Below are 12363 nucleotides of genomic sequence, written 5' to 3'. Positions count from 1 at the left end.
GTAAAGGGGGAGTGAGTGATGCTATTAAAAAGAATCAACTGCTATATTAAATTATTTCAGGGAGTGATGTTCTTTTCCTTTGTCACGTTTATTATCTCTATCTATCAAGTTGCTGTATGGGGGATCGTAGGAAGTTTACTCTTTTTTTGTTCAGCTTTGTTCTTTAAATGTACTTATGAAAGAATTTATAAAGAGTTATCAGATGCCATAAAAAATATTAGTGATGACAAACTCATTTAGTTAATATCATCTTTTTGTCTATACCAATAGTTGGTTATTTTCAATATTAAGTTATTTAAATGTTGACTGAGACTTTATTAAAGGTTATTATGTTCTTGTTTCTATTTTATATGACTATTTAGGTTATCTATACCAATTAGCGCCAGACCTTTTTAAGAGGTGACGAGGAATGAGTTTATCGAAAATTCGGCGGGTGGCTCATAGGGGATTGCACTCTGAAGATAAAGACAAAAAGACAGGGAAACGTGTTTGACAAAACTTTATCTATGCAATAAATAGAAACAACTATTTTAAAGAAAGTTGGAAAAGATTAATGTGTGGAATAGTTGGAGTAATCGGAAATAACCGAGCAAAAGACATTTTATTAACAGGATTAGAAAAATTAGAATATAGAGGCTATGATTCAGCTGGTATTATGGTTGCAGATGACAGTCAATCATACCTTGTAAAGACACCAGGTCGTGTGAGTGAGTTAAGAGCTTTAGCAAATGACGTTCCTGCCGGTCATATTGGAATCGGTCATACGCGTTGGGCAACTCATGGTGTGCCAAATACAGAAAATGCACACCCACATCAATCAACAAGTGGGAAATTTTGTTTAGTACATAATGGTGTGATTGAAAACTATTTAGAGTTAAAAAATGATTATTTAACTGATATCGCCTTAAAAGGGGATACAGATAGTGAGATTGTCGTTGAATTGGTTGATTATTTTTATCGTCAAGGTAAAACACCTTTTGAAGCATTTGAAGCAGCGTTAGACAAAGTAGAAGGTTCTTATGCGATTGCGTTAATGGACGTAGAAGATAACAACACGCTATACCTTGCGAAAAATAAAAGCCCATTACTAATCGGACTTGGCGAAAATTGCCATTATGTTGGTAGCGATGCAATGGCAATGATTAATGAAACAAATGAATTCGTTGAAATTAAAGATGGCGAACGCATTATTTTAACACCAAGTGAGTTGACAATTTTTGATAGAGAGTCAAATAAATTATCACGTGAGTCATTTGTAGCAGACCTTGATGCAACAGACACTGAAAAAGGTTTATACCCTCATTACATGTTAAAAGAAATTGATGAGCAACCAAGTGTGATGAGAAAATTAATTTCTGAATATTTAACAGAAGATGGTAAGACAACAATTGATGAAGACATTATCGCTCATATGGCATCAAGTGATCGTATCTATATCGTCGGATGTGGTACAAGTTGGCATGCAGGTTTAGTTGGTAAAAAAATCATTGAAGAGTTAACTAATATTCCAGTTGAAGTGCATTTAGCTAGTGAGATGGGCTATGATATGCCCATTTTATCAGAAAAACCTTTCTTCATTTTCTTAACGCAAAGTGGTGAAACAGCCGATAGTCGTCAAGTATTGGTTAAAGTAAATGAATTAAGCTTGCCATCACTGACTATTACGAACGTAAAAGGTTCTACACTATCACGTGAAGCGACCTACACACTATTGTTACATGCTGGTCCAGAAATTGCGGTAGCATCAACAAAAGCTTATACGTCTCAAATTGCGGTTATGGCTTATTTAGCACAATCTATTGGATTGAAAAAAGGGTTAGAAACAGCATCATCCATTGATTTAGCTCATGAAATGGCAATTATCGCCTCTGTAATGGATTCAATGATTAGTGAAAAAGAATTAATATCTGGTCTTAGCGAGTCATTCTTAGGAACAGCACGCAATGCATTCTTTATTGGCCGTGGACTAGATTATGCCGTATCAATGGAAGCAGCACTTAAATTAAAAGAAATTTCTTATATTCAAGCAGAAGGATTTGCTGCAGGTGAATTAAAACATGGAACCATTGCCTTGATTGAAGAAGGAACACCAGTCATTTCGATTATCACAGATGAAAAAACGGCTAGTCATACACGCGGAAACGCAAAAGAAGTGGAAAGTCGTGGGGCAAATGTTTTAACAATCTCACTTGAAAATGTCGCACATGAAGGCGACCAACTCGTGTTGTTGCCAGTACATGAACTACTAACACCACTAGTTAGTGTGGTGCCTTTACAACTATTAGCATACTATGCAAGTTTACAAAGAGGGTTAGATGTTGATAAACCACGTAACTTAGCAAAAAGTGTGACAGTAGAATAAATAATTAAAACCAACTTTCTTAATTGAAGGTTGGTTTTTTTATGGTATAATATTTAAAAAGGGTGGAGTGGTTAAAATGAAGAATATTGCTAAATTTATAGGGTTTGTTGGGATATGTTGTGTGACCGTTGTCATGACTGGTTGTTCGATTAATAAAAATGAAGTTAAATCTGCTCAGATTACTTCAGTTTTAAATAATAAAGAGACGCTCCAAGAAAATGCTTTATATCATTTTGATAATGGAAAACTAGAGGTCAATTTGACGTTTTCACCATTTGAAAACCCAAATACTAATCCGTCCGATTCAGAATACGATAAAAAGTTAGAGGAAACTATAAAAAATCTAAACAAAGAGTTTCCTAACGACACCATTAAAAAAGAAAATTTTAACAATAAAGTTGAAAAATCGTTCAAAAACGTTACTGTTTCAGTAGATAATGAGAAGAAAAAAGTGACCATTAGTGGAAAAGATATAACGAAAGAATTTACTATGTCAGAGTCAAATGAGAATCGATTAACAGATGATTTAGGTAACGAGTATGAATTAACTTACAGTAAGTAAAACTAACTGAAGGAGAATTAAATAATGAAAAGATTAAGGAAATCAAGTACTGATAAAGTTTTTTCTGGAATTTGTGGAGGATTGGGTGACTTTTTTTGGAATGTCACCTAATCTATTTAGACTGATTTTCTTTTTCACTGGAGCACTAATTCCATACATTTTGTTGGTGATTTTTCTTCCAGATTATTAAATTTGCATGTTATCTAACATATACAAAAAAATCATCCTAAGAGTTTTTCTCTCAGGATGATTTTTTATTCTTCAACGTTTGTTTGTAAGAACGATGTTTCACTATAGTTTATCCCTTGTCTTAACTGATTTGCCATAGTATTTGAGATAAGCCCTTGTTCAAGTAAGGTTTGAATCATTCCACGTTCTTCGTCTAATGCACGTAAAAAATAATCTTGATACAGTTCTTGATAACTTGCTTCTTGTACTAGGTGATAATGCTGAAGTCGATGGACTTTACTTTGGTATTCCATGATTAATTGATTCAAAATATTATATCGCACAGTAAAATACCGATCTGATTGATCGAGATGATGTTGACACGTTTGAAGCATATCGACAGTTGCTTCTGAACTATTCACTTCTAATGTTGTAATTTTTTTGATTGTATCCAATTGATAGGAATCTGGTTGTTTTTTTAAGATAGATTGATAAATTAATCGTTTGGTTTTCTTTTGTAATTTATATAAGTATTGATGAGCCATCATGTTGATATTACTTGAATGAGCTCGTTGTTTATAATATAACATGTTTAAATAGTTTTTTTCAGTTTTCTTTGGTAAGTTGAGTATTGGTAACAGCTCGCACACTTTTTTTGTTTCATAATCTGCAGCAAGGTGACGGTATTCAAGTTCTAATTTATAGTATATTTCATTTGACGTTCGATCGTCATCTAAGTAAAGAAACCTTAATTGTTTATCTAAATCTTGTAAAATGTCGTTGATAATCAATTCGTTTTCAGAAGTCAAATCTTGTTGCAAGGATTTAATCGCTTGTTTTGTAATTAATTTTCGTGCTTCAATTTCTGGCAATTGAGTGTCATCTGAAAGATCATCAATTGGTTCTGGATTTGCTTCATCGCCTGTCAGAACTAAACGTTTCTTTTGTTTAGTGAAAATAGGTAAGGTAATGACTGCCACTAATAAGCTCACTAAAATAACCCCACTAGCTAAAAAGATAATCAAATACCTTTCCTGGAAGACATTTCCATCCGGTAAGAAGAAAGGGATTGATAAGACCATTGCCATTGTAACAGCACCTCTAACACCTGTTAATCCAGTTAATACAGCAACAGAAAATCTAGGCTTAAGTGGCATGGACTTTTGGGATTTGAGGTAGTCGTACCACATATACGTGTAAGACCAAAGTGTTCGAATACTCATTAAGATAACCCAGACAATGAGTACATATAAAATCAGTAGTCCATTACTAATTGATGGGTCAATAATAGCAGCACGCATCGCATATGGGAGTGTTGTACCTAAAATAACAAACACAATACCGTTTAATAAATAGATAATGATGTCCCATAATTTATTTGTGACAATTTTAATTTCGGAAAATCGTCCTCGAAATAGTGGTTCTTGTTGAATCGCCAACACACCTGCTACCACAACGGCAATCACTCCAGAAGCATGCACCAGTTCAGCAGCGATAAAAATCACAAAAGGCGTCATAACTTGTAATGATGAGTGTAAAATCACATCTTGAATCCCTTGTCTGAGTAACGTTCGTTGAATCATGTAAACTAATTTACTGATCACATATCCAATGACAATCCCAATAATCGTCATATAAATAAAATCACCTGTTGCCTGTTTGAGGGAAAAGTAACCAGTTAAAAAGGCTGCAAGTGCATATTTAAACGCAATTAATCCACTAGCATCATTGATTAAACTCTCACCACTAATCAACGTTAGAATTTTCTTAGGCAATTTTACTTGCTCGGCGATGCCTTGAACGGCAACTGGATCAGTTGGAGACAAGACTGCAGCCAATGCAAAAGCTAGCGGTAAACTGACTTGAGGAATAAACACATTAATCAATAATCCGCCTGCTATTGTCGTCAAAAAAACTAACAAAATAGCATTGGCAAAGATAGGGGTTCGTAACTCCCATAATTCTTTCTTTGGAAAATGCTTGGCATCACTATAAAGAAGTGGTGCAACAAATAATAACATGAACCAATCTGTTTGTAATTCAATATCTATATGTAAAAATAACGCCACAATCACACCAACACTAATTTCTATTAAGGCTGTTGGAATTGCTACGAGATAATGACTAATAATATTGGATATTATAACAAGTATAATAAATAAAATCGTCGCTTCTAAAACGGCCATTTTGTCACCTCCATGGTTTTATACTTAATAAGTATAGCAAAAATATGTATAAATAATAGTCTTTTTTAATAAAATTGTGTTAATATTAAACGTTTGTTAACAAACTTACACTATTGTTCGTTTAAATATAGGCTCTTACATGTTACTCTATAATTAGGGGAATTTTGGAAGAGAAAGTAGGTAAATAACATGTTAGAATTAAAAAATGTCACAAAATCTTATGGCTCACGTGACTTGATTTTTCAAGCATTAAAAGGTGTATCATTAACGGTCGATAAAGGAGAGTTTGTTGGGATTATGGGCCCTTCCGGTAGTGGTAAATCCACGTTATTAAATTTAATCGGAACAATTGATAAACCCACAACCGGTCAAGTCTTACTTGACGGGGAAAACCCTTCTGAATTTAATCAAGATGATTTAGTAAAATTTAGACGTAATGAATTAGGCTTTGTGTTTCAGGGGTTTAACTTAATGCCTACATTGACAGTTGGTGAAAACATTGTTTTACCACTGACGTTGGATGGTAAAAGTGTTGAACTGATGACAAATGCTTTAAATGAGATGGCACATATTTTAGGGATAGAACAACTACTCAATAAAAGAATGAGTCAAATATCAGGAGGTCAAGCTCAACGCGTGGCTATTGCAAGAGCGATGATTCATAAACCAAAATTATTACTAGCCGATGAACCTACTGGAAATTTAGATACCAAGGCGTCTAAAGAAGTCATGAGATTACTATCCAATTTAAACCAACGTTTACATTCTACTATTTTAATGGTAACGCATGACGCATTTGCAGCTAGCTATTGTCAAAAGATTATATTTATTAAAGATGGCGAACTGACACAAGAAATCCAACGACATGCTTCTCAGAGTGAATTTTATGATGATATTTTAGTGTGTTTGAAACAGTTAGAAGGTGAAGCAGATGACTTTTAATGAATTTATATTCAAGCATACTGTACGTAATAAATCATTATATCTAGCTTATCTTCTTAGCACGCTAACGACAGTGATGACCTTTTTCACCTTTTCAACTTTCGCTCATCATCCTATGTTAAGTCATGAGAATATGAGCCAGATTGTAATAGTGGGGATGAATGTCTCATCCTTGATTATTTTTGTGTTTTCCTTTTTTTATGTCTTGTATTCGATGGATATTTTTTTACAATCGAGAAAAAAAGAATTTGGCTTGTTACTAATTCAGGGGATGTCACCGAAACAACTAAGAAAAATGATATTTGGTGAAAATACGCTTGTTGGGTTTGTGGCGACAATTGGTGGGATACTACTAGGATTTATTTTTTCTCAATTACTCCTTTTTTTGAGTAAATCAATATTAGGTATTGAGTTGCCATTTTATTTTCCCGTGTATTCAATTCTCATTACATTTATTGCCTTTACCTTGTTATTTTTTTCTATTTCTTTATTTATTCAATTAAAAATACCAAAAATGGATATTCAAGAACTTTTACAAAGCGATGAAAATGGTAAAGGGGAACTAAAAGTGTCACCCTTCAAGTCATTATTAGCTGTCTTGTTAATTGGTATTGGGTATGCCATTGCTTTAACTGTTAAAGGAATGCAAGTATTTTTTGCGATGATACCTGTTATTTTAATTGTCATAGTCGGAACGCATTTTTTATTTAATCAGCTTAGTATTCTGGTGATTTCACGATTGAAAAAAAATAAACATCGTTTTTGGAATAAAACTAATATGCTTGTCTACTCTGATTTAGGATTTCGGATGAAAGATAACGCACGTTCTTTTTTCTTAGTGTCGATTATTACCACTGTCGCATTTGCAGCAATTGGCTCATTGACTGGGTTTAAAGAGATGACTTATGCCTCAGTTGACGCGATGACCTATGATTTTTATCTGACTGATATTGATGGTAAAAAACAAGAATTAGCAAAAAATCTGGATGTGATGCAACGCGAGATTGATAAAGAAGATTTAGACATGATGGAATTGCGGATGAAAATCGTAAACGTTCCATCCAATGAACAGCATAACGGTTATCGAGTCATCAGTCACCGCACATATAAAGAATTGGCCAAATTTATTGGCAATGAAACACTGCCAGATGATAGTAAAACATACCGTATTGAAACCAAACATGAGGATATGAGTAGTAATTATCAAAAGGGGTATTTAAAACAATTACCAGTCCCTAACCAATCGAGTCTATCTGTGGAGTCAATACAAGTAAAAAAAGAAGTCATTCCAGGATTTCAAAATGTTTATGTTGTACCAAAAGAGGCATATCGAGCCTTTATTGATCAATACGGTGAACAACAAGAAATTGGTTGGTTAGCCGATAAGAAAACACGCGACAAACAAGTGCATGTGGCAAGTCGGTTATCGGATATACAAGGGCTACAAAGTAAGGCACTTATTATGCAATCAATCACAGATATATACACACCCGTCTTATTTGTTGGTTTTTTTATAGGGGCGATCTTTTTTGTTTCGGCGGGTAGTTTTTTATATTTTAGATTGTATAGTGATATGTCAGTGGATACGGAAAAATTTCGAATTGTTTATCAGTTAGGGATTAGTCGAAAAGAAATGAAACGTATTGTCTATCGGCAAGTGGCCATCTTATTTTTCACACCAATTATTGTGTCTTCTATTCATGGCATTGTTGCACTTAAATCAATGTACGCCATGTTTGGGCAAGGACTACAAATTACAGCCTTTTGGGTAATAGGCATATTTTTAATTATCCAAATTAGCTATTATCTCATTGCTAGAGCATTTTATTTTAAAAAATTATATAAAGAAGTCACTGTAGATTAAAACTATCCCAGATACCATCATGGTTTTCTGGGATAGTCTTTTTATTCATACGACTCCATAATAGTATCAATACTGGAGATAGCGGCATATCTAAAGCCGTTTTTTTCTAATGCGACAACCCCTTTTATTGTGGTGCCTCCCGGAGAAGTAACCCCATCTTTTAACTCACCTGGATGTTTTTTAGACTCTGATAAAAGGTTAGCTGCACCACTCACCATCTTAGCAACGACCTCATAGGCCAGTTCGCGGTTCATGCCATGAAGAACAGCCGCATCTCCTAGAGCTTCCATGAAGACATCAACAAATGCAGGGCCACACCCAGCTAATGTACCAAAAATATCAATGTTATCAGCGCTAATTTCTTTCACCATACCTAAAATAGCAAGTGATTGATGAATCCTCTCTTTTTGGGCGTCAGTGATTGAGTCAGCATAAACAATACCCGTGATACCTTGATTGATTTGTACAGGTGTATTCGGAATGGCTTGAGCCACAGGATACGCTTCACCCAAAGCGACTTGCATCTCAGAAACAGGCACACCTGCAGATACTGACACAATAGGAATACTAGATTTTAAAAAGTTTTTTAACTCATGAATCACCGGCAAAATGATAGGTGTCTTAACGGCTAAAAAAATAATATCTACCTGATTAAAGTCAGCTACATGATCTGTTAGTTTAAAGGGAATCGTTTTTTGTAACTCTTCTGCAGTATTACTACGACCACCCTTAACTAAAATATCCTCTGGTTTAATTTCGTTTGATTGAACCCATCCTTTTATCATGGCACTACCCATATGACCAGCACCGAAAATACCTATTTTCATATCATCCCATCTTTCTTTAACATATTTATTCAAGTATAGAACGTAAAATTATTTGTGACAACTAATTTTATAGTATATCACTTTATGATATACTATAAAGACATTTAAATTAAAGGAGTGGGTTGAGTGGAGTTAATCATACAAGACGTAGTGAAAAAGTTTGATGATAAAGCGAGTTTAGATGAAGCGAGTTTTCAATTTGAAAAAGGCAAAATATATGGATTATTAGGTCGAAATGGAGCGGGTAAAACGACACTTTTTAATTGTATATCAAAAGATTTATCCATTGACTCAGGGACGATTCAGTTGAAAGAGGACATGATAGAGCATGATTTTTCTGATTTAGAAGTTGGGTTAGTTCATGCGACTCCAACAGTGCCAGATTTTATGACAGGTTATGAATTTATCAAATTTTTTATCGATATGAATAAAGAAAAAATGTTAAACGTTCGAACGCCAGATGAGTACTTAGCAAAAGTCGGCATTAAAAAAGAGGATCGTCATCGTTTATTAAAAGACTATTCACATGGTATGAAAAATAAAGTACAAATGATTGCAACCATGATGGTTCAACCACCTGTCTTGTTACTTGATGAACCATTGACGAGTTTTGATGTGGTTGCAGCTCATGAAATGAAAGAATTGATTTTATCCATAAAAAAAGACTCTGTTGTGATTTTCTCGACTCATATTTTACAGTTAGCTCAAGATTTATGTGATGAGATTGTGGTCTTACATAACGGGAAACTAACAGGATTTGATCCAAGTAAAATTCATACAAACAGTTTTGAAGCAGATATTGTTTCTTTATTATCTGATGAGGTCAGTGACAAGCAAGAAGTAGTAGCTGAAGTATTAGGTGAGTCTAATGATGAATAATGTGAAATCAACTCTCAAGGAATATATGTCCCTTCAGTTATTTAAAGGAACCACCTTTATAAATGGTTTGGTATATTTTATTGGTAGAATTCCTTTCATCGGTAAAATCGTCCCAGTTGGAATGGTCTACGCAGATTATCCATTGAAAAAAGTATTCACATATATCAAATTCGCTATATCACTAGCAATCAAAGTTATAATAGGAATCATTCCGTTTGTCGTTAGTTCGTTTTTAGCGACTATTGCGTTTGACAAGCAATCATTAACAAGTTTTGATATTTGGCTAGTTGTTTTTGGTTTTTATCTGCCAATATTTTCTTCCTTGTTTAGTATTCCTGATAAAAAAGATGTGTTATTTATCACTAATTTTCGGATTAATAAATCCTCTCATTTGAAAAGAATGAATTTACTCGTTATTTGTATGGATGTGTTCATCGCAACAATTGTGTTAATTTTTCTGAGTATGATGAACCATCTACCAGTAGTATTAGCGACATTATTTGGTAGTAGTCTTTATCTATTTAGTCAATTATTATGGTCTTTGATAGATTTACCGTTGACTATTCAAAAGCATCCATGGGTAAAGAAAGTTGCGATTTTAGTAGGAATGCTTGGCTTGGTTAGTGTCCTCCTGTTAACAAAGTTAGCTTCCTTGATGCATTTTTTGTTTTCTAATCCATTGGTCATAATAGGACTGATTATGTTTAACATTCTAGCTAGTTGGTTAGTAGTCAAAAGTTATTTGTCTTATCCTCGTTTTACGTTAGTTGCTGAAAAGAAAGTTAACTCATCAATGTATGCATTTGAAGCAGATGATAAAGAGTTAAAAAACAAAACCACAAACTTTACTGAAGGTGTTGGCTTAACGAAAAAAATGAGTATTGATGAAGAGGCGAATTTCGATGATTTGTCAGGTAATGCCTACTTAAATGCGTTATTTTTTAGTCGTTTTAAAAAAGGGCTCAGTCGAGGAATGTGGATTAAGGTTATTAGCATCAGCGTGCTAGGGCTCGCTTTAATGATAGCCAGTCTATTTTTTCCATTCATGTCTGATGTGAGCGAATTAGAATCATTTATGTACCGACTTGTTCCTTCGCTTTTCTTCATTTTATATTTAACATCAGTTGGAAAAAGTGTGGTTCAAAGTTTATTTATGAATTGTGATCTTTCAATGTTAAGTTTTCCTTTTTATCGAACCAAAGAAGCCATTATAAGTGGATTTTTTGCTAGATTTAAGAAAATCCTCTTGTATAACAGTATGGTGAATGGTGTGTTATTATTTTGGTTAATCGTTTTTAATTTAGTCGTTGTCGGGCTTAACTCACTCTATCTGATTGGACTTGTGTTATTTGTGATGATTAGTCTGACGTTACTTTTTTCGTTTCACGAATTATTTGTTTATTATATCCTTCAACCCTTTACAAGTGATTTTCAAGTAATCAACCCCATTTATAAAGTAGTGAACGGTGTCTTTTATTTATTTGCCTACATGAATTTACAACTAAAAACAACAGGACTTTACTATGCATTAGGCTTGTCTATTGTGTCGTTATTGTATGTGGCTATTGGGCTAATTGTGATAAAAAAAGTCGCACCCAAAACGTTTAAACTAAAAAATTAATTGTTTGTACTTGTTTTATATTTATAAAGGTGTTATAAATATAACTGTAGATAAATAAAAGATAATTGTTGAGAAAGACACCGATATGTGAGGGCTATCTGACAGGGAGGAAAACATAATTGAGAGTTTTCCAGATAAGTGCATGTGTTGACCACTTTCGAAAGTCAGGTTGAAACTTGACCGGTCGTACCGTTAACACGCTCGAGGAGACATAGGTTTATGTCTTAAATATTAGGTGGAACCACGATGATTCGTCCTAGTAGGTCAAATATGACTTACTAGGGCTTTTTTTATTTAAAAAATTAAAAGGAGACGATAGTATGATTAAGATTACTTTTCCAGATGGCGCTGTCAAAGAATTTGAGAGTGGCTCATCAACATTAGATATTGCAAAAAGCATAAGCAATTCTTTAGCAAAAAAAGCCTTAGCAGGTAAATTAAACGGTGAGTTGATTGATTTAGAGCGACCAATCGAAGTGGATGGGTCAATTGAAATCGTGACACCAGACCATGAAGATGCGTTAGGAATTTTACGTCACTCAACAGCTCACTTGATGGCAAACGCGATGAAACGCTTGTATCCAAACATCCACTTTGGTGTAGGTCCAGCGATTGAAAATGGGTTTTACTATGACACTGATAATGGTGAAAATGTTATCTCTGAAGAAAACTTAGAAGAAATTGAAAAAGAGATGATGGCGATTGTAAAAGAAAATAACCCAATCGTTCGCAAAGAAATTTCTCGTGCCGATGCTTTAGAGTTGTTTAAAGAAGACCCATATAAAGTGGAATTAATTACTGACTTACCAGAAGATGAAGTGATTACAGTTTATGAGCAAGGTGACTTTGTTGATTTATGTCGTGGGGTGCATGTGCCATCTACAGGACGTATTCAAGTCTTCAAATTATTATCTGTTGCTGGAGCATACTGGAGAGGAAATTCTGATAACCA

At 34.1% G+C, this 12363-nt stretch carries 11 protein-coding genes; 9 read left to right on the top strand and 2 right to left on the bottom strand.

Annotated elements, in window-relative coordinates:
• The first annotated feature begins 18 nt into the window (after positions 1-18).
• The 4 genes from BW731_RS00055 (at position 19) to BW731_RS13020 (ending at position 3035) form a co-directional block, all read left to right on the top strand.
• A complete protein-coding gene (locus BW731_RS00055) occupies positions 19-240 on the top strand; it encodes a hypothetical protein (RefSeq protein ID WP_079344626.1) in 222 nt (73 codons plus the stop codon).
• 313 nt (positions 241-553) lie between these two features.
• Positions 554-2362, top strand: coding sequence for a glutamine--fructose-6-phosphate transaminase (isomerizing) (gene glmS, locus BW731_RS00050; RefSeq protein WP_079344624.1), 1809 nt, complete (start codon positions 554-556; stop codon positions 2360-2362).
• 76 nt (positions 2363-2438) lie between these two features.
• Positions 2439-2924: a hypothetical protein gene (locus BW731_RS00045; protein WP_079344622.1), complete on the top strand. Its 486-nt coding sequence runs from the start codon at positions 2439-2441 to the stop codon at positions 2922-2924.
• Between the two features lie 24 nt (positions 2925-2948).
• Positions 2949-3035, top strand: coding sequence for a PspC domain-containing protein (locus tag BW731_RS13020; protein WP_079344620.1), 87 nt, complete (start codon positions 2949-2951; stop codon positions 3033-3035).
• Between the two features lie 143 nt (positions 3036-3178).
• Here the strand turns inward: BW731_RS13020 and BW731_RS00035 are convergent, their stop codons facing one another.
• Positions 3179-5278 (bottom strand): Na+/H+ antiporter, encoded by a 2100-nt coding sequence (locus BW731_RS00035; protein ID WP_079344618.1) that lies wholly within the window; start codon positions 5276-5278, stop codon positions 3179-3181.
• Positions 5279-5467: 189 nt separating this feature from the next.
• Here BW731_RS00035 and BW731_RS00030 point away from each other — a divergent pair, with 189 nt between their 5' ends.
• On the top strand, positions 5468-6220 hold the full coding sequence (locus BW731_RS00030) for an ABC transporter ATP-binding protein (protein WP_079344616.1): 753 nt from the start codon (positions 5468-5470) through the stop codon (positions 6218-6220).
• Positions 6210-8084, top strand: a complete 1875-nt coding sequence (locus tag BW731_RS00025) for an ABC transporter permease (protein WP_079344614.1) — start codon at positions 6210-6212, stop codon at positions 8082-8084. Before BW731_RS00030 ends, BW731_RS00025 begins: the two co-directional genes overlap by 11 nt.
• A gap of 41 nt (positions 8085-8125) precedes the next feature.
• Here BW731_RS00025 and proC read toward each other — a convergent pair whose 3' ends face one another.
• The gene (proC, locus tag BW731_RS00020) at positions 8126-8911 is read right to left on the bottom strand and encodes a pyrroline-5-carboxylate reductase (RefSeq protein WP_079344612.1); all 786 of its coding nucleotides are present in this window, start codon (positions 8909-8911) and stop codon (positions 8126-8128) included.
• Between the two features lie 126 nt (positions 8912-9037).
• On the opposite strand from proC, the gene BW731_RS00015 reads away from it, so the two are divergent.
• The 3 genes from BW731_RS00015 to BW731_RS00005 form a co-directional block, all read left to right on the top strand.
• Positions 9038-9790: an ABC transporter ATP-binding protein gene (locus tag BW731_RS00015; RefSeq protein WP_079344610.1), complete on the top strand. Its 753-nt coding sequence runs from the start codon at positions 9038-9040 to the stop codon at positions 9788-9790.
• Positions 9783-11411, top strand: a complete 1629-nt coding sequence (locus tag BW731_RS00010; protein WP_079344608.1) for a hypothetical protein — start codon at positions 9783-9785, stop codon at positions 11409-11411. Before BW731_RS00015 ends, BW731_RS00010 begins: the two co-directional genes overlap by 8 nt.
• A gap of 320 nt (positions 11412-11731) precedes the next feature.
• Positions 11732-12363 (top strand): TGS domain-containing protein (locus BW731_RS00005; protein WP_079344606.1); only part of this gene is annotated, 632 nt, incomplete at its 3' end.

The organism is Vagococcus martis, assembly GCF_002026305.1.
Classification (GTDB): domain Bacteria; phylum Bacillota; class Bacilli; order Lactobacillales; family Vagococcaceae; genus Vagococcus; species Vagococcus martis.
The sequence above is the reverse complement of the archived record's forward strand: the minus strand, read 5'-3'. Positions and strand labels throughout refer to the sequence as shown.

Excerpts from the sequence above, each read along its gene's own strand:
- BW731_RS00055 (WP_079344626.1), top strand. The coding sequence starts at position 19 with ATGCTATTAAAAAGAATCAACTGCTATATTAAATTATTTCAGGGAGTG.
- glmS (WP_079344624.1), top strand. The coding sequence starts at position 554 with ATGTGTGGAATAGTTGGAGTAATCGGAAATAACCGAGCAAAAGACATT.
- BW731_RS00045 (WP_079344622.1), top strand. The coding sequence starts at position 2,439 with ATGAAGAATATTGCTAAATTTATAGGGTTTGTTGGGATATGTTGTGTG.
- BW731_RS13020 (WP_079344620.1), top strand. The coding sequence starts at position 2,949 with ATGAAAAGATTAAGGAAATCAAGTACTGATAAAGTTTTTTCTGGAATT.
- BW731_RS00035 (WP_079344618.1), bottom strand. The coding sequence starts at position 5,278 with ATGGCCGTTTTAGAAGCGACGATTTTATTTATTATACTTGTTATAATA.
- BW731_RS00030 (WP_079344616.1), top strand. The coding sequence starts at position 5,468 with ATGTTAGAATTAAAAAATGTCACAAAATCTTATGGCTCACGTGACTTG.
- BW731_RS00025 (WP_079344614.1), top strand. The coding sequence starts at position 6,210 with ATGACTTTTAATGAATTTATATTCAAGCATACTGTACGTAATAAATCA.
- proC (WP_079344612.1), bottom strand. The coding sequence starts at position 8,911 with ATGAAAATAGGTATTTTCGGTGCTGGTCATATGGGTAGTGCCATGATA.
- BW731_RS00010 (WP_079344608.1), top strand. The coding sequence starts at position 9,783 with ATGAATAATGTGAAATCAACTCTCAAGGAATATATGTCCCTTCAGTTA.